Origin of the sequence: Escherichia sp. 94.0001, from assembly GCF_013369155.2 — a bacterium.
Lineage (GTDB): Bacteria > Pseudomonadota > Gammaproteobacteria > Enterobacterales > Enterobacteriaceae > Escherichia > Escherichia coli_F.
In genome coordinates this window covers 103,890-121,155 of the sequence record NZ_JABWMS020000006.1, presented here as the reverse complement: position 1 = coordinate 121,155, position 17,266 = coordinate 103,890, and the positions used below count along the sequence as shown (strand labels likewise).

Here is a 17,266-nt window from a genome sequence, read left to right as displayed (position 1 = left end):
CGTTATGGCAGATTTAGACGATATTAAAGATGGTAAAGATTTTCGCACCGATCAACCGCAACAAAATATCCCTTTTACCCTGAAAGGTTGCGGTGCGCTGGATTGGGGAATGCAGTCACGCTTATCACGGATATTTAATCCGAAAACGGGTAAAACCGTGATGCTGGCCTTTGACCATGGTTATTTTCAGGGGCCGACTACCGGACTTGAACGCATTGATATAAATATCGCCCCGCTGTTTGAACATGCCGATGTATTAATGTGTACGCGCGGCATTTTGCGCAGCGTAGTCCCCCCGGCGACCAATAAGCCGGTAGTACTGCGGGCGTCTGGTGCGAACTCTATTCTGGCGGAATTAAGTAATGAAGCCGTGGCGTTATCGATGGATGACGCCGTGCGCCTGAACAGTTGCGCGGTGGCAGCGCAGGTTTATATCGGCAGCGAATATGAACATCAGTCGATTAAAAATATTATTCAGCTGGTCGATGCCGGAATGAAAGTAGGAATGCCGACCATGGCCGTGACTGGCGTGGGCAAAGATATGGTGCGCGACCAACGATATTTCTCGCTGGCTACCCGAATCGCCGCTGAAATGGGGGCGCAGATTATCAAAACTTATTATGTCGATAAAGGTTTTGAACGGATTGTTGCCGGATGTCCGGTACCCATTGTTATTGCTGGCGGTAAAAAATTACCGGAGCGCGAGGCGCTGGAAATGTGCTGGCAGGCTATCGATCAGGGCGCTTCTGGTGTGGATATGGGGCGTAATATTTTCCAGTCTGACCATCCGGTGGCGATGATGAAAGCCGTACAGGCGGTGGTACACCATAACGAAACGGCTGATCGGGCATATGAACTCTATCTGAGTGAAAAACAGTAACTGCGGATTTAAGGAGAAGAATTATGCACGTCACACTGGTTGAAATTAACGTTCATGAAGACAAGGTTGACGAGTTTATCGAAGTTTTTCGCCAGAACCACCTGGGCTCGGTACAGGAAGAAGGCAATTTGCGCTTCGATGTCTTACAGGACCCGGAAGTGAATTCGCGCTTTTATATCTACGAAGCCTATAAAGATGAAGACGCAGTGGCGTTCCATAAAACCACGCCCCACTACAAAACCTGTGTCAAGAAACTGGAATCTTTAATGACCGGGCCGCGTAAAAAACGTGTGTTCAATGGGGTGATGCCGTGAGGCGAATTTATCAGTTTTATCTACAATTGGGGTAACGCACTGACGGGAGTAAATAAATGTCTGACTGGAACCCCTCTTTATATCTGCACTTTGCCGCTGAACGATCGCGTCCGGCGGTGGAGCTGCTTGCCAGAGTGCCGCTGGAGAATATCAAATACGTTGCCGATCTTGGCTGTGGCCCAGGTAACAGCACCGCCCTGCTGCATCAACGTTGGCCTGCGGCCAGGATAACAGGCATCGACTCGTCTCCGGCGATGATTGCTGAAGCGCGCAGTGCTTTGCCAGACTGCCAGTTCGTGGAAGCAGACATCCGCAACTGGCAACCGGAACAGGCACTCGATCTGATTTTTGCTAATGCCTCGCTGCAATGGCTGCCCGACCATTACGAACTGTTCCCTCATCTGGTTTCGTTACTCAGTCCGCAGGGCGTGCTGGCGGTACAAATGCCGGATAACTGGCTGGAGCCTACCCATGTGCTCATGCGCGAAGTCGCCTGGGAACAAAACTACCCGGATCGCGGGCGTGAGCCGCTGGCTGGCGTTCATGCTTACTACGATATTTTGAGTGAAGCCGGATGTGAGGTCGATATCTGGCGAACCACTTACTATCACCAGATGCCGTCGCACCAGGCGATTATCGATTGGGTGACCGCCACTGGATTACGTCCGTGGTTACAGGATCTGACCGAGAGCGAACAGCAGCATTTTCTTACGCGCTACCATCAGATGCTGGAAGAGCAGTATCCACTGCAAGAGAACGGACAGATACTGCTGGCATTTCCGCGTCTGTTTATTGTTGCCCGGCGTACGGAGTAAATATTACGTCAGCTGGTAATGACGATCGGGAAGAATTTTTGCTGGAATTTCTGTTTCATCGTTCATCTGTAACAGGTCAATTTCAATAGCGTTGCAGATGGCATCCAGCGGTAAATCATTGTTTTCAGTACCGAAGGGATCTTCCAGTTCTTCCGCCAGACAATCCAGCGAAATAAAAGTGTAGGAAATCAGCACAGAGATAAAAGGCGTCATGTAATGCAGGTCCACGACCAGCGCGAACGGCAGCATGATACAAAACAGATAAACGGTACGATGCAAAATCAGGGTGTAGGCAAAGGGAATTGGCGTGTAGGCAATGCGCTCGCAGCCTGCCAGAACCGCTGAAATATCGTTAAGCCGATCGTTGAGGCTAATAAACAGGATATCTGAAAGCTGTCCATTGCGTCGCTGAACCGCCAACCACTCCCCCATTATCAACAAAATACGGTTAGCTGGAGTGTTTGAAGCCAGTACACGCTGAAGATCTTCAGTCTTGAGATAATGTGCCAGCACTTCCGCCTGTGGTTGTTTGCGTAATGTCATGCGTAAACAGTGGGCGAAGGCGATTTGCAGCCGTGCAAACTCCCTTACACTTGCCGAATCCGGCAATGTCGTTTTTACCTCGCGCAGTAACGACCGTGAGGCAATCATCAACTGCCCCCAAAGTTTTCGCGCTTCAACGTAACGGGCGTACCCGGCATTATTACGAAAACCAAGAAAAATGGCGATGGCGACACCGAGAATGCTGAATGGTGCGAGGGTAAATTTAATACCCAGATGCGTGTACCAGGGCAGCATGAAAATAACGGCAGTAGAAAAGAGAAAATTAAGTAGTAAGCGTGAGGATATCTTGGATAATACTGAACCGTGCCAGACAAAAATACGGCGCAGCCAGTGTTGTTGTGGACGAACGATCATGGTTATCTTCAGGCGTGTAAAAGTCGCCCTATTAAACGTGATTACGATCACATTCTCAAGACACTACTTACAAATTACCTATAAGCTTACAACATTAACAGGTGCTGCATGTGGCACCTGTTAATGATAAAGGCACATAGGATGTTGTAACTAATATAGTGAAATAAGAAACCCGGTCGAAACCGGGTTCAGAGTATTAGCACAACGGACGTACAGCTTCGCGCATTCCTTTTTCGAGAATCGCATCCAGGTCATTAGCAACCAGCTCGACCAGACCAGGCACTTGCGTCAGGTCCTGCTCCCAGTGATCTTTTTCAGCCAACACAATAGCAACCAGTTCCTGGGTGCCGATAACACGGTCACGATGCTGGCTCCAGAGTTGCTGATAACGTTCCAGCCAGTGGGCATCGTCCTGTACCGGATATGTTTCTCCGTTACGCTCACCGCGATAAAACGCAATCAATGCCGCTAATGCGAAAGTAAGGCGCGCCGGAAGTGTGCCGTTTGCCTTCTGCCCTGCCAGCAGCTGCGGCAGGATACGGGTGCGGAACTTGGTCATACCGTTAAGCGCGATAGACAGCAGCTGATGCTTGATGTACGGATTACGGAAACGTCCGGTGACTGCACTGGCGAAAGATTCCAGTTCATCACGAGGCAAATCCAGTACCGGAATAATCTCTTCGTAGATGGCTTTTTCAACGAATGCACAAATTTCAGCATCGTTCATCGCTTCACCTACAGTATCCAGCCCTGCCTGGAACGCCACCGGCACCAGCGCCGTGTGTGCACCGTTGAGGATTGCCACTTTGCGCTCTTTATACGGTTTAATATCGTCAACAATCAGCACGTTGAGCGGATATTTGTCCAGACGCAGCTCAGTCGCTAAGGATTTCGGCCCCTGAATCACAAACAGGTAAAAGTGTTCAGCGGTGTCGAGGAAACCATCGTGATAACCCAGTTCTTCTTCCAGTTTAGCCACTTCATCACGCGGATAACCGGTAACGATACGGTCCACCAGCGTAGAACAGAAACTGTTAGCCTGATCCAGCCATTGAATAAATGCTTCTGGTAGTGCCCACTCTTGCGCGTAGCGCAGCACCAGTTCACGCAGTGCATCGCCGTTATAGTCGATCAGTTCACATGGGATGATGATCCAACCTTTATCCTGCGCTCCGTTGAAATGGCTAAAACGTTCGAACAGCAGACGGGTCAGTTTTGCCGGATAACTTACCGCTGGCGCGTCATCGAATTTATCGCCCGCATGGTAGCTGATACCCGCTTCGGTGGTGTTAGAGAAAACAAAGCGCATTTCCGGGTTGTGCGCCAGTTTCAGGAATTCATCGTATTCACTGTAGACGCTGATTTCACGATTAACCGAGCGAATCAGACGCGCGTCGCTGACCGCCTCCCCCTTCTCATTCAAACCACGGATAATGGTGGTGTACAGACCATCCTGCGTGCTCAATGACGGCGGGAATGAAGTTTCAATCGGACGAACAACGACCACGCCAGAATTCAGATCGGTGTGCTCATTCAGGAGATCGATTTGCCAGTCAACAAAGGCGCGCAGGAAGTTACCTTCACCAAACTGAATGATACGTTCTGGATACTGTGCACCGGGAAAATCGCGACGATTTAGTGTTTTCACAATGGGTTCCCTTCTGATTAGTCATACAACCTGTTTGAATTGGTACGACAGGTTAGCAAACTTTAATACGCCGAACCCCTGTTTTGATCAACTCCTGATGATTAATGAGCAGTTTTATGAGAAAAGTGTGGCGCGGATCATGGTTTAATCGAGGAAATACGCCTTTTCTTGGAACATAAAGTGGTAGAACACATTGCATTTAAAACGCTCTGAATGAATAAAGATGTCAGACAACTTCCTCACCGTAACGCATAGTGCTGGTACGGTTGCGCCCATCTTTCTTCGAGCGATATAGACATGTATCGGCTTCGACCATCAATTTATTAAAGTCATCGGTCAGCGTTCGGTACGATGCGCAACCACTACCGACGCCAATACTTACCGTGAGATAAAGCGTTTTTTGTTGCCAGGTGAACGGTTGCAGTTCAACGCCTTTACGGATTTTTTCCGCCATTAGCAGACCATCGACAGGATTCACCGATGGCACTGCAACAGCAAATTCTTCGCCGCCCATTCGCGCCACCAGCCCCTTATCACCGACAATCTTTTGAATATGCTGGGCAAACACGCTTAACACTTTATCGCCACATTCATGTCCATAGTTATCGTTAATGCTTTTGAAATAGTCGATATCAAGCAGCATGACAGTCAGATGTTGTGTCTGTTTCAGCGATGGACTTTTCAGCGCCTCATAAAGACCGGACCGTGAGTAAACCTGAGTCAGAAAATCAAAGTCGGCTCGCAGCGCAACTTGCTTCATTAGCGAATTGATCGCTGCCACGCTAAAAGAAACCATAATTGGGCATATCGCCATCGTGGCAATACCGAGACGTGCGGAGAACATTTGCGGAATGGAGAACGGCGAACCGACCGAGATATCAATCACCGAATTTGCCACCAGTACGATTTCCACCGCACCGGTGACAAAGGTCAACAGACATGTTACCTGCGGCGTATAGCGCACTGCACACCAGATTAATGCAGGCAGCGGGAACGCCAGACTCCCCGCTCCGCCAATGACTACCGAGGCAACAACCGACACAATAAGCGCGATAGCGGGCATCATCTGTTCTGCTTTAAAGCGCGGCAGCACTCCAGGAATTGCCAACGTCAGCATACAAGGCACGATCAACACGCCCGTTGAGAATTGCTCACTGAACCAGTCGGCAAGCAAAGGCCAGAAATCCAGACTATCAATACTGACCGAACCAATCGCCCCGACAATAGCGCATAATAATGCGGCAATCAGACAGTAATTAAATAGCCGTAAGGCACTTACTGGCTCGTACTTATTTTTCCCCAGACGCTTATCCCGCGCGACCAGTAAGGCGACGGTAACAATAAACATCATATTGGAGAAATTGATAGCCAGTGAAACCAGCCCCCATTCGGTGGTTATGGCATCATAAACCAGCATTGCCACATAACTGATCGCATAGTAATGCAGTCGATTAAGCCAGACATAGCGGGCAAACACCCCCGCCATTACGCCATTCAGCGGCCAGAAAAGAGAAAGTTCGTGAACCAGCCGTAACTCTGCACCAATAAAATAGAACAGCGTGGTTAGCACAAAAATAGCGATGCTATTACGTAGCAGATGACCTTCCTGGAACAAACGGAAAGTTGAAATGGGCTGTACATGCATTAATTATCTGTCCATACAATTGCGGGTGGCAATTATCTCAACGTAATAAGTAAATTCTCATAAAGGATAGCATGTTCGCTGACAGCGGCGGCAAATAAAGATATCCTGGGAATGCTATTTTATCGTTTTCCGCAATTATCATGGCTGATTCATCTGTATAACCAACCAGTGATAGATTACCGACACGATATAACGTTGTTGTTCCTCGCTTAACGAAACACCCTGCGGAATGTTATGCCACTTAGCCAGACAACCGCGACAACAGGTTGCAGTGGCGTGCTGAGCGATAAACACCGGATGCCCGCGCATGGGGGTTTGCTTACCGTCGTTAGCCGGTAATGCCGGAGCAAGACGTTTAGAGACAAAATCCGCCGCATGTTGTTCGATGACTGGCGCGCCTTTCTCCAGACAATACTGACGCTCTTTCACACCCAAACGAAAGCGAGAGCGAAATTTTGAACGGGATAAACGCGCGAAGAGTGGATCGAGAGACTGCATTAATAAACCGAACGCCCTAATTGTTTCGTCAATTGTTCAAGGACAGCAATGCCCGCAAGCGAGTTACCGGCATCATCCAGTTCCGGGCTCCAGACTGCGATGGCCATTTCATGCGGAACAATCGCCACAATACCGCCACCAACGCCAGATTTTGCCGGTAGTCCCACCCGCCAGGCAAACTCCCCCGCGTTCTGGTACATACCACTGGTCGCCATCAGCGCGTTAATTTGCCGCGCCTGCATTGGCGTCACCACAGGTTCATCAATATGAATAGCTTTCCCCTGATTAGCCAGAAAGACAAACGTCCGGGCCAGCTCTACACAGCTCATTTTCAGAGCGCAGTAATGAAAGTAGTTTTGCAGAACAGTTGTCACATCATGATGGAAATTGCCAAACGACTTCATCAGCCAGGCGATAGCCGCATTTCGCGCGGAATGTTCAAATTCGGAACGCGCTACCACCGTATCGTAGGAAATATCAGACACACCGCTTAAGCCGCGCACGACTTCCAGCATACGTTGCCGTGGTGCGCTTAATCGCCCTTGCAACATATCGCAGACCACCAGCGCACCGGCATTAATAAACGGATTACGCGGAATACCCTGCTCCATTTCCAGTTGCACTAAAGAATTGAACGGTGATCCAGACGGATCTTTGCCGACGCGTTGCCAGATTTCCTCTTCGGAGTAATGACGCATGGCGACAACGAGACTCAGCACTTTGGAAATAGACTGAATGGAAAAACGTTCTTGCGCGTCTCCGGCCTGAAAAAGCTGTCCGTCAACGGTACAGATAGCTATGCCCAGTCGGGAACCATCAACCGTAGCCAACGCCGGAATATAATCCGCGACTTTACCCTGACCAATGAGCGGCCGCACTTGCCGCAAGATGTTTTCTAAAATTGCATTATCCATGGCGACTGCCACTTTCTACTCCTGGACCGCAGGTCTGAAAAGACCTGCGAGTATATCAGAGCTGAATATGTAGCGTCAGATCCGGTCTTTCCACACCGTCTGGATATTACAGAACTCATGTAAACCGAAATGGGAAAGTTCACGACCAAAGCCACTCTTCTTCACGCCACCAAAGGCAACTCGCGCATCACTGGCACAATAACCATTGATAAACACCCCACCGCATTCCAGATGTGCCGCCATCTGTCTGGCCCGTGTTTCGTCGGTGGTGAAAATGGTCGCTGAAAGACCGAACTCGCTATCATTAGCCAGTTCCAGCGCATGTTCTGCATCCTTTGCAATAGTGATTGCCGCAACGGGGCCAAACATCTCTTCCCGAAACGCAGTCATTTCTGGGGTAACATTCGCCAGAACCGTCGGCGGATAGTAGTTACCTGCCCCAGCCATCTTTTCCCCGCCCAGTAACAAACGCGCACCCTGCGCCAGGGTTTTCTCCACCTGATGATGCAGCTCATCACGTAAATCAAAACGAGCCATTGGTCCGAGAGCGTTCTCTTCGTCACGGGGATCGCCCATTTTCAAGGCTGCCGCAGCTGCCACAAAACGTTCGGTAAATGCCGAAGCAATTCCCTCTTCGATAATAAAGCGTTTTGCCGCCGCACAAACCTGTCCGGTATTCTGATAACGTCCGGCTACCGCCGCTTTCACCGCAAGTTCCAGATCGGCATCGTTAAGCACAATAAACGGATCCGAACCGCCCAGTTCCAGTACACATTTTTTCAGTGCCGCTCCAGCCTGTGCGCCAATAACTGCTCCCGCACGAACACTTCCGGTCACTGTGACAGCAGCAATGCGCGAGTCTTTAATCATCTGACTGACACCGTCGTTGTCAGCATTCAGCCAGCCATATACGCCTTGCGGGATCCCCGCATCTTTAAACACCTGGGCAATGAGCTGTGCACAGCCCATCACATTCGGCGCATGTTTAAGTAAGTAGCCGTTACCTGCAAGAATGATGGGAACAGCGCCACGCATCACCTGCCATAACGGAAAATTCCACGGCATAATCGCCAGAATCGTCCCCAACGGTCGATACTCAATAACCGCCTGCTGATTTTCCACCAGCGTAGGTTCCGCCTTCAGCATCGCCGGACCATGTTCTGCATACCAGTCACACAAATTCGCCGATTTCGCCACTTCAGCACGCGCCTGGTTGATCGGTTTGCCCATTTCACGGGTGATCATTTGCGCCATTTCTTCGCTACGGGCGCGCAGAGCCTTACAGATATCACGCAGTTTTTCAGCACGATAATCTATATTTGTCTCGCGCCAGTCGCGAAAGCCTGCTGCCGCCAGCTGAAGTGCGTTTTCTATATCGTCAGCGCCAGCCCACGGCAGCACAGAAAGTTGTTCACCAGTGGCAGGATTTATCGAAATTGCATGGGTTGCCGGAGTAATGGTCATCGGGGTATCTCCTTTATGGGTTATGGTAAAAAGATACGCAGATTTACTCTTGCTTGAAAATGAATAATATTAAGCCACTTATTCACGAATTGAGAATGCCATGGATCTGACCCAACTGGAGATGTTCAACGCGGTTGCCGAAGCTGGCAGCATTACCCAGGCTGCAGCAAAAGTGCATCGCGTGCCGTCGAATCTCACTACCCGTCTACGCCAGCTGGAAACAGAACTGGGGGTTGATCTGTTTATTCGCGAGAATCAGCGTTTACGTCTCTCGCCTGCCGGGCATAACTTTTTACGCTATAGCCAACAAATTCTCGCGTTAGTGGATGAAGCGCGGAGCGTTGTCGCTGGCGATGAGCCGCAAGGTTTATTTTCTCTTGGTTCGCTGGAAAGCACCGCAGCAGTGCGCATTCCGCCCACGCTGGCGGAGTTTAACCGTCGTTATCCCAAAATTCAGTTTTCGCTTTCCACCGGTCCTTCCGGCACCATGCTGGAAGGTGTGTTGGAGGGAAAACTGAATGCGGCATTTATTGATGGGCCCATTAACCATACTGCTATTGATGGAATACCGGTCTACCGCGAGGAGTTGATGATTGTCACGCCACAAGGACATGCACCAGTAACCCGCGCCAGTCAGGTTAATGGCTGTAACATTTATGCATTCCGTGCCAATTGTTCATATCGTCGCCACTTTGAAAGCTGGTTTCATGCCGACGGTGCAGCGCCGGGGACCATCCATGAAATGGAGTCGTATCACGGTATGTTAGCCTGTGTGGTTGCGGGTGCGGGCATTGCACTTATCCCACGCTCAATGCTGGAAAGTATGCCGGGGCATCACCAGGTTGAAGCGTGGCCGTTGGCTGAGCAATGGCGTTGGTTAACAACCTGGCTGGTCTGGCGTCGCGGTGCGAAAACGCGTCCTCTTGAAGCGTTTATTCAACTGCTCGATGTGCCTGACTCAGCAAAACAGTCTTCCCAATGAGCTATTTTTGATAGTTCTTGCAGCTCATATGCTCTATATAGTGATGTTCCGATGACTTATGACTATATGGGGCAAATATGGTTACGCCAGTAAGCATCAGCAATTTCATCTCACTTCCTGATGATTTTCCCGTTCGCAATATTGCACCTCAGGTAAAAGAAGTTTTGAAGGATTTTATTGATGCGCTCAGCATTATAATATGTGATGAGGAGTGGCGCACGTCTTTAAACATCAATTCAAACACCAAAAAGATATTCAATAATCTTGATAACCTATCTTATATACAGAGGACAACTTTCCGAGATAACGACACGCTATACAATGAAAAGGTTCAATTTAAACTCACTTATCCTGTTAAGAATGGAAGACATAAAGAAAACATTGAATTTCAGGTAGTAATAAATTTAAGCCCTATTTATTTAGATAATTTTCGCCACGATGGGGAAATTAATATTTATTGTGCTCCCGACCCAAAGCCTGTCACTATGGGTCGGGCCTTTCAGACCGGCGTCGAGCGTGTGCTCTTTCTGTTTCTTAATGACTTTATTGAACAATTTCCAATGATCAGCCCCGGCGTCCCCATCAAAAGGTCTCATACTCCACATATTGAACCTCTTCCTCCTGAGCATCATACCGCTGCAGATTACTTACGTCAGTTTGATTTATTCGTACTGAACTTTATCTCTCGTGGTAATTTTGTCATACTCCCCCGACTATGGAATAAGCCGCAGGTCCACAGGTGGTTCGCGAATAAAAACCCAAACTTAATCACCGCCATCTACGACATAAAGGATAGCCCATTAAAAGAGGAGTTATTACAAAACCTCATGGATTCATTAGGTTCTAACAAACAAGTACTACCTGAAGTTTGTATCTGCTTTTTATCGCTTTTATCAAACAAAGAAATACCTCACTTTCAGAGTCTATTCTTATTTTTTACAAATATGTTATTGCACTTTCAAATTTTTATGAAACCTAATGAAAATGACCTGAATGATGTGTTGATACCGGCATTATTAAGTGAAGATAAAAGTATCCATCGTATGGCACGCAAGATTTTAAAACTTTTTGTAAAAAATGAAATTCCGCCCAAAATTAGTAACGAAGAACTACTGGACAACAGGCCTCGTTCCCCTGTGAGGCCACCTTTACCATCAGCCACCAAAACGCCAGACCTTCCTGATCGTCATTAAAATGTGATGTTACCGACTCTCTGACGCGGAACAGAATCAGCGTCAGAGAAACGAAAAACGCGATCTAGATCACAAATGCATTGTATTCACATCATTAACCGTTTTAAGATCATTTCATTACTTTTCGCAACTCACCCGATAATCTGTTATGACAACAAACACTGTTTCCCGCAAAGTGGCGTGGCTACGGGTCGTTACGCTGGCAGTCGCCGCTTTCATCTTCAATACTACCGAATTTGTCCCTGTTGGCCTGCTTTCTGACATCGCACAAAGTTTCCATATGCAAACCGCTCAAGTCGGTATCATGTTAACCATTTATGCATGGGTAGTGGCGCTAATGTCATTGCCTTTTATGCTAATGACAAGCCAGGTTGAACGCCGCAAATTACTGATCTGCCTGTTTGTGGTGTTTATTGCCAGCCATGTACTGTCTTTTTTGTCGTGGAGCTTTACCGTTCTGGTGATCAGTCGCATTGGTGTAGCTTTTGCACATGCGATTTTCTGGTCGATTACGGCGTCTCTGGCGATCCGTATGGCTCCGGCCGGAAAGCGAGCACAGGCATTGAGTTTAATTGCCACCGGTACAGCTCTGGCGATGGTATTAGGTTTACCTCTCGGGCGCATTGTGGGGCAGTATTTCGGTTGGCGTATGACCTTCTTCGCGATCGGTATCGGGGCATTTATCACCCTTCTGTGCCTGATTAAGTTACTTCCCTTACTCCCCAGCGAGCATTCAGGGTCGTTGAAAAGCCTTCCGCTATTGTTCCGCCGCCCGGCATTGATGAGCATTTATTTGTTAACTGTGGTGGTTGTCACCGCCCATTACACGGCATACAGCTATATCGAGCCTTTTGTGCAAAACATTGCGGGATTCAGCGCCAACTTTGCCACGGCATTACTGTTATTACTCGGTGGTGCAGGCATTATTGGCAGCGTTATTTTCGGTAAACTGGGCAATCAGTATGCGTCTACGTTGGTGAGTACGGCGATTGCGCTGTTGCTGGTCTGCCTTGCATTACTGCTACCTGCGGCGAACAGTGAAATACACCTCGGGGTGCTGAGTATTTTCTGGGGGATCGCAATGATGATCATCGGGCTTGGTATGCAGGTTAAAGTGCTGGCGCTGGCACCAGATGCCACCGACGTCGCGATGGCGCTATTCTCGGGAATATTTAATATTGGAATCGGCGCTGGCGCGTTGGTAGGTAATCAGGTCAGTCTGCACTGGTCAATGTCGATGATTGGTTATGTGGGCGCGGTGCCTGCTTTTGCCGCGTTAGTATGGTCAATCATCATTTTTCGCCGCTGGCCAGTGACACTCGAAGAACAGACGCAATAGTTGAAAGGCCCATTTGGGCCTTTTTTAATGATACGTTTTAATGATTTCCAGTATGCCGTTAATAATAAACTGCACACCCATACATACCAGCAGGAATCCCATCAGACGGGAGATCGCTTCAATTCCCCCCTTGCCCACCAGCCGCATAATTGCGCCAGAGCTGCGTAGACTTCCCCACAAAATAACCGCCACCAGGAAAAAGATCAGCGGCGGCGCAGCCATCAGTACCCAATCAGCGAAGGTTGAACTCTGACGCACAGTGGACGCCGAGCTAATAATCATCGCAATGGTTCCCGGACCGGCGGTACTAGGCATTGCCAGAGGTACAAAGGCAATATTGGCGCTGGGTTCATCTTCCAGCTCTTCCGACTTGCTTTTCGCTTCCGGTGAATCAATCGCTTTCTGTTGCGGAAAGAGCATCCGAAAACCGATAAACGCGACGATTAAGCCGCCTGCAATTCGCAGACCGGGAATCGAAATGCCAAATGTATCCATCACCAGTTGCCCGGCGTAATACGCCACCATCATGATGGCAAAGACGTACACCGAGGCCATCAACGACTGACGATTACGTTCGGCACTGTTCATGTTGCCTGCCAGACCAAGAAATAACGCGACAGTTGTTAATGGGTTAGCTAACGGCAGTAACACCACCAGCCCCAGGCCTATTGCTTTAAACAAATCTAACATTAGTGGTTGTTATCCTGTGTATCTGGGTTATCAGCGAAAAGTATAAGGGGTAAACAACGATAAAGTGTCACTCTTTAGCTAGCCTTAAATCGCATTGACCAAAACTTGAACCGATTTAGCAAAACGTGGCATCGGTCAATTCATTCATTTGACTTATACTTGCCTGGGCAATATTATCCCCTGCAACTAATTACTTGCCAGGGCAACTAATGTGAAAAGTACCAGCGATCTGTTCAATGAAATTATTCCATTGGGTCGCTTAATCCATATGGTTAATCAGAAGAAAGATCGCCTGCTTAACGAGTATCTGTCTCCGCTGGATATTACCGCGGCACAGTTTAAGGTGCTCTGCTCTATCCGCTGCGCGTCGTGTATTACTCCGGTTGAACTGAAAAAAGTGTTGTCGGTCGACCTGGGAGCGCTGACCCGTATGCTGGATCGCCTGGTTTGTAAAGGCTGGGTGGAAAGGTTGCCGAACCCGAATGATAAGCGCGGCGTGCTGGTAAAACTTACCACCAGCGGCGCGGCAATATGTGAACAATGCCATCAATTAGTTGGCCAGGACCTGCATCAAGAATTAACAAAAAACCTGACGGCGGACGAAGTGGCAACACTTGAGCATTTGCTTAAGAAAGTCCTGCCGTAAACAAAAAAAGAGGTATGACGATGTCCAGACGCAATACTGACGCTATTACCATTCATAGCATTTTGGACTGGATCGAGGACAACCTGGAATCGCCACTGTCACTGGAGAAAGTGTCAGAGCGTTCGGGTTACTCCAAATGGCACCTGCAACGAATGTTTAAAAAAGAAACCGGTCATTCATTAGGCCAATACATCCGCAGCCGTAAGATGACGGAAATCGCGCAAAAGCTGAAGGAAAGTAACGAGCCGATACTCTATCTGGCAGAACGATATGGCTTCGAGTCGCAACAAACTCTGACCCGAACCTTCAAAAATTACTTTGATGTTCCGCCACATAAATACCGGATGACCAATATGCAGGGCGAATCGCGCTTTTTACATCCATTAAATCATTACAACAGCTAGTTGATAACGTGACAACGTCACTGAGGCAATCATGAAACCACTTTTATCCGCAATAGCAGCTGCGCTTATTCTCTTTTCCACGCAGGGCGTTGCGGAACAAACCACGCACCCGGTTGTTACTTCCTGTGCTAATGTCGTGGTTGTTCCCCCATCGCAGGAACAACCACCGTTTGATTTAAATCACATGGGTACTGGCAGTGATAAGTCGGATGCGCTCGGCGTGCCCTATTATAATCAACACGCTATGTAGTTTGTTCTGGCCCCGACATCTCGGGGCTTATTAACTTCCCACTTTTACCGCTTTACGCCACCGCAAGCCAAATACATTGATATACAGCCCGGTCATAATGAGTACCGCACCGAAAAATTGCAGACCCGTTAAGCGTTCATCCAGCAATAGTGCCGCACTTGCCAGTCCAACTACAGGCACCAGTAACGATAACGGTGCAACCCGCCAGGTTTCATAGCGTCCCAGTAACGTCCCCCAGATCCCATAACCAACGATTGTCGCCACAAATGCCAGATACATGAGAGACAAGATAGTGGTCATATCGATAGTAACCAGACTGTGAATCATGGTTGCGGAACCATCGAGAATCAGCGAGGCAACAAAGAAAGGAATGATCGGGATTAATGCGCTCCAGATGACCAGCGACATCACTGCCGGACGCGTTGAGTGCGACATGATCTTTTTATTGAAGATGTTGCCACACGCCCAACTAAATGCTGCCGCCAGGGTCAACATAAAGCCGAACATCGCCACATGCTGACCGTTCAGACTATCTTCGATTAACACCAGTACGCCAAAAATCGCTAAGGCGATCCCCGCCAATTGTTTGCCATGCAGTCGCTCCCCGAAAGTAAACGCGCCAAGCACGATAGTAAAAAACGCCTGTGCCTGTAACACCAGCGAAGCCAGTCCAGCAGGCATACCAAAGTTAATGGCGCAAAACAGAAAGGCAAACTGCGCAAAACTGATGGTTAATCCATACCCCAGCAGCAAATTCAGTGGTACTTTCGGTCGAGCGACAAAAAAGATGGCCGGAAAAGCGACCAGCATAAAGCGCAAACCGGCCAGCATCAGCGGTGGCATGTTATGAAGCCCCACTTTGATGACCACAAAATTTAGCCCCCATACGACCACTACCAGTAGCGCCAACACCCCATCTTTTCGCGACATTCTACCGCCTCTGAATTTCATCTTTTGTAAGCAATCAACTTAGCTGAATTTACTTTTCTTTAACAGTTGATTCGTTAGTCGCCGGTTACGACGGCATTAATGCGCAAATAAGTCGCTATACTTCGGATTTTTGCCATGCTATTTCTTTACATCTCTAAAACAAAACATAACGAAACGCACTGCCGGACAGACAAATGAACTTATCCCTACGACGCTCTACCAGCGCCCTTCTTGCCTCGTCGTTGTTATTAACCATCGGACGCGGCGCTACGCTGCCATTTATGACCATTTACTTGAGTCGCCAGTACAGCCTGAGTGTCGATCTAATCGGTTATGCGATGACAATTGCGCTCACTATTGGCGTCGTTTTTAGCCTCGGTTTTGGTATCCTGGCGGATAAGTTCGACAAGAAACGCTATATGTTACTGTCAATTACCGCCTTCGCTAGCGGTTTTATTGCCATTCCTTTAGTGAATAACGTGACGCTAGTGGTGCTCTTTTTTGCCCTTATTAACTGCGCCTACTCCGTTTTTGCTACCGTGCTGAAAGCCTGGTTTGCCGACAATATTTCGTCCACCAGCAAAACGAAGATTTTCTCAATCAACTACACCATGTTAAACATTGGCTGGACCATCGGTCCGCCGCTCGGCACGCTGTTGGTCATGCAGAGCATCAATCTGCCTTTTTGGCTGGCTGCTATCTGTTCCGCGTTTCCCATGCTTTTCATTCAAATTTGGGTAAAGCGCAACGAGAAAATCATCGTTACAGAAACGGGCAGTGTCTGGTCGCCTAAAGTTTTATTACAAGATAAAGCACTGTTGTGGTTTACCTGCTCTGGCTTTCTGGCTTCTTTTGTTAGCGGCGCATTTGCTTCATGCATTTCACAATATGTGATGGTGATTGCTGATGGGGATTTTGCCGAAAAGGTAGTCGCGGTTGTTCTTCCGGTGAATGCTGCCATGGTGGTTACGTTGCAATATTCCGTGGGCCGCCGCCTTAACCCGGCTAACATCCGCGCGCTGATGACAGCAGGCACCCTCTGTTTCGTCATTGGGCTGGTCGGTTTTATTTTTTCCGGCAACAGCCTGCTATTGTGGGGTATGTCAGCTGCGGTATTTACTGTCGGTGAAATCATTTATGCGCCGGGCGAGTATATGTTGATTGACCATATTGCGCCGCCAGGAATGAAAGCCAGCTATTTTTCCGCCCAGTCACTGGGCTGGCTTGGCGCAGCAGTTAATCCATTAGTCAGCGGAGTGGTGCTCACGAACATGCCCCCTTCCACGTTGTTTATCATCTTAGCGTTGGTGATCATTGCTGCGTGGGTGCTGATGTTAAAAGGGATTCGTGCAAGACCGTGGGGGCAGCCCGCGCTTTGTTGATTTAAGTCGAACACAATAAAAATTTAATTCAGCCTTCGTTTAGGTTACCTCTGCTAATATCTTTCTCATTGAGATGAAAATTAAGGTAAGCGAGGAAACACACCACACCATAAACGGAGGCAAATAATGCTGGGTAATATGAATGTTTTTATGGCCGTACTGGGAATAATTTTATTTTCTGGTTTTCTGGCCGCGTATTTCAGCCACAAATGGGATGACTAATGAACGGAGATAATCCCTCACCTAACCGGCCCCTTGTTACAACTGTGTACAAGGGGCCTGATTTTTATGACGGCGAAAAAAAACCGCCAGTAAACCGGCGGTGAATGCTTGCATGGATAGATTTGTGTTTTG

20 protein-coding genes are annotated in these 17,266 nt (G+C 48.5%); 12 read left to right on the top strand and 8 right to left on the bottom strand.

The window, feature by feature from the left end:
• The first annotated feature begins 4 nt into the window (after nucleotides 1-4).
• The 3 genes from lsrF to tam are packed head-to-tail and all read left to right on the top strand — an operon-like array spanning nucleotide 5 to nucleotide 2,009.
• Complete coding sequence (gene lsrF / locus HEN33_RS05300; RefSeq protein WP_000774178.1) at nucleotides 5-880, top strand: 3-hydroxy-5-phosphonooxypentane-2,4-dione thiolase; 876 nt, start codon at nucleotides 5-7, stop codon at nucleotides 878-880.
• A gap of 23 nt (nucleotides 881-903) precedes the next feature.
• Nucleotides 904-1,194 (top strand): (4S)-4-hydroxy-5-phosphonooxypentane-2,3-dione isomerase, encoded by a 291-nt coding sequence (gene lsrG, locus HEN33_RS05295; RefSeq protein WP_032303049.1) that lies wholly within the window; start codon nucleotides 904-906, stop codon nucleotides 1,192-1,194.
• A 56-nt stretch (nucleotides 1,195-1,250) separates the two neighbouring features.
• A complete protein-coding gene (gene tam, locus HEN33_RS05290) occupies nucleotides 1,251-2,009 on the top strand; it encodes a trans-aconitate 2-methyltransferase (protein ID WP_105272079.1) in 759 nt (252 codons plus the stop codon).
• A 3-nt stretch (nucleotides 2,010-2,012) separates the two neighbouring features.
• Here tam and HEN33_RS05285 read toward each other — a convergent pair whose 3' ends face one another.
• The 6 genes from HEN33_RS05285 to sad all read right to left on the bottom strand — a co-directional run bounded on the left by HEN33_RS05285 (nucleotide 2,013) and on the right by sad (nucleotide 9,096).
• Nucleotides 2,013-2,927, bottom strand: coding sequence for a bestrophin family protein (locus HEN33_RS05285; RefSeq protein WP_032303051.1), 915 nt, complete (start codon nucleotides 2,925-2,927; stop codon nucleotides 2,013-2,015).
• Between the two features lie 196 nt (nucleotides 2,928-3,123).
• Nucleotides 3,124-4,575, bottom strand: coding sequence for a tagaturonate reductase (gene uxaB / locus HEN33_RS05280; protein ID WP_176263024.1), 1,452 nt, complete (start codon nucleotides 4,573-4,575; stop codon nucleotides 3,124-3,126).
• 226 nt (nucleotides 4,576-4,801) lie between these two features.
• The gene (locus tag HEN33_RS05275) at nucleotides 4,802-6,220 is read right to left on the bottom strand and encodes a sensor domain-containing diguanylate cyclase (protein WP_123057639.1); all 1,419 of its coding nucleotides are present in this window, start codon (nucleotides 6,218-6,220) and stop codon (nucleotides 4,802-4,804) included.
• A gap of 138 nt (nucleotides 6,221-6,358) precedes the next feature.
• A complete protein-coding gene (locus HEN33_RS05270; protein WP_001191038.1) occupies nucleotides 6,359-6,718 on the bottom strand; it encodes a DUF4186 domain-containing protein in 360 nt (119 codons plus the stop codon).
• On the bottom strand, nucleotides 6,718-7,644 hold the full coding sequence (glsB, locus tag HEN33_RS05265; protein ID WP_000257409.1) for a glutaminase B: 927 nt from the start codon (nucleotides 7,642-7,644) through the stop codon (nucleotides 6,718-6,720). The genes HEN33_RS05270 and glsB overlap by 1 nt, the downstream gene beginning before the upstream one ends.
• Nucleotides 7,645-7,707: 63 nt before the next feature.
• The gene (sad, locus tag HEN33_RS05260; RefSeq protein WP_176263023.1) at nucleotides 7,708-9,096 is read right to left on the bottom strand and encodes a succinate-semialdehyde dehydrogenase; all 1,389 of its coding nucleotides are present in this window, start codon (nucleotides 9,094-9,096) and stop codon (nucleotides 7,708-7,710) included.
• Nucleotides 9,097-9,196: 100 nt separating this feature from the next.
• Here sad and ptrR point away from each other — a divergent pair, with 100 nt between their 5' ends.
• The 3 genes from ptrR to ydeA all read left to right on the top strand — a co-directional run bounded on the left by ptrR (nucleotide 9,197) and on the right by ydeA (nucleotide 12,610).
• Nucleotides 9,197-10,078: a putrescine utilization regulator PtrR gene (ptrR, locus tag HEN33_RS05255; RefSeq protein WP_105288419.1), complete on the top strand. Its 882-nt coding sequence runs from the start codon at nucleotides 9,197-9,199 to the stop codon at nucleotides 10,076-10,078.
• Nucleotides 10,079-10,155: 77 nt separating this feature from the next.
• Nucleotides 10,156-11,271 carry a putative protein YneK gene (yneK, locus tag HEN33_RS05250; RefSeq protein WP_000258549.1) on the top strand — a complete coding sequence of 372 codons (1,116 nt, stop codon included), beginning with the start codon at nucleotides 10,156-10,158 and terminating at the stop codon, nucleotides 11,269-11,271.
• A gap of 148 nt (nucleotides 11,272-11,419) precedes the next feature.
• Nucleotides 11,420-12,610: an L-arabinose MFS transporter gene (ydeA, locus tag HEN33_RS05245; RefSeq protein WP_176263022.1), complete on the top strand. Its 1,191-nt coding sequence runs from the start codon at nucleotides 11,420-11,422 to the stop codon at nucleotides 12,608-12,610.
• Between the two features lie 24 nt (nucleotides 12,611-12,634).
• Here ydeA and marC read toward each other — a convergent pair whose 3' ends face one another.
• Nucleotides 12,635-13,300 (bottom strand): NAAT family transporter MarC, encoded by a 666-nt coding sequence (marC, locus tag HEN33_RS05240; protein WP_000885028.1) that lies wholly within the window; start codon nucleotides 13,298-13,300, stop codon nucleotides 12,635-12,637.
• A 211-nt stretch (nucleotides 13,301-13,511) separates the two neighbouring features.
• Here marC and marR point away from each other — a divergent pair, with 211 nt between their 5' ends.
• The 3 genes from marR to marB are packed head-to-tail and all read left to right on the top strand — an operon-like array spanning nucleotide 13,512 to nucleotide 14,600.
• Entirely contained in the window at nucleotides 13,512-13,946 is a 435-nt protein-coding gene (marR, locus tag HEN33_RS05235) for a multiple antibiotic resistance transcriptional regulator MarR (RefSeq protein WP_000843424.1), read from the top strand.
• Between the two features lie 20 nt (nucleotides 13,947-13,966).
• Complete coding sequence (gene marA / locus HEN33_RS05230; protein WP_000091199.1) at nucleotides 13,967-14,350, top strand: MDR efflux pump AcrAB transcriptional activator MarA; 384 nt, start codon at nucleotides 13,967-13,969, stop codon at nucleotides 14,348-14,350.
• A 31-nt stretch (nucleotides 14,351-14,381) separates the two neighbouring features.
• Nucleotides 14,382-14,600, top strand: a complete 219-nt coding sequence (gene marB / locus HEN33_RS05225) for a multiple antibiotic resistance protein MarB (RefSeq protein ID WP_176263021.1) — start codon at nucleotides 14,382-14,384, stop codon at nucleotides 14,598-14,600.
• 30 nt (nucleotides 14,601-14,630) lie between these two features.
• Here marB and eamA read toward each other — a convergent pair whose 3' ends face one another.
• Nucleotides 14,631-15,530: an O-acetylserine/cysteine exporter gene (gene eamA, locus HEN33_RS05220; protein WP_176263020.1), complete on the bottom strand. Its 900-nt coding sequence runs from the start codon at nucleotides 15,528-15,530 to the stop codon at nucleotides 14,631-14,633.
• Between the two features lie 194 nt (nucleotides 15,531-15,724).
• Between eamA and ydeE the strand changes: the two genes are divergently transcribed.
• The 3 genes from ydeE to mgtT all read left to right on the top strand — a co-directional run bounded on the left by ydeE (nucleotide 15,725) and on the right by mgtT (nucleotide 17,238).
• Complete coding sequence (ydeE, locus tag HEN33_RS05215; protein WP_176263019.1) at nucleotides 15,725-16,912, top strand: efflux MFS transporter YdeE; 1,188 nt, start codon at nucleotides 15,725-15,727, stop codon at nucleotides 16,910-16,912.
• A 126-nt stretch (nucleotides 16,913-17,038) separates the two neighbouring features.
• Complete coding sequence (mgtS, locus tag HEN33_RS05210; protein WP_000901367.1) at nucleotides 17,039-17,134, top strand: protein MgtS; 96 nt, start codon at nucleotides 17,039-17,041, stop codon at nucleotides 17,132-17,134.
• On the top strand, nucleotides 17,134-17,238 hold the full coding sequence (gene mgtT, locus HEN33_RS26295; protein WP_212734532.1) for a hypothetical protein: 105 nt from the start codon (nucleotides 17,134-17,136) through the stop codon (nucleotides 17,236-17,238). Before mgtS ends, mgtT begins: the two co-directional genes overlap by 1 nt.
• Nucleotides 17,239-17,266 lie beyond the last annotated feature (28 nt).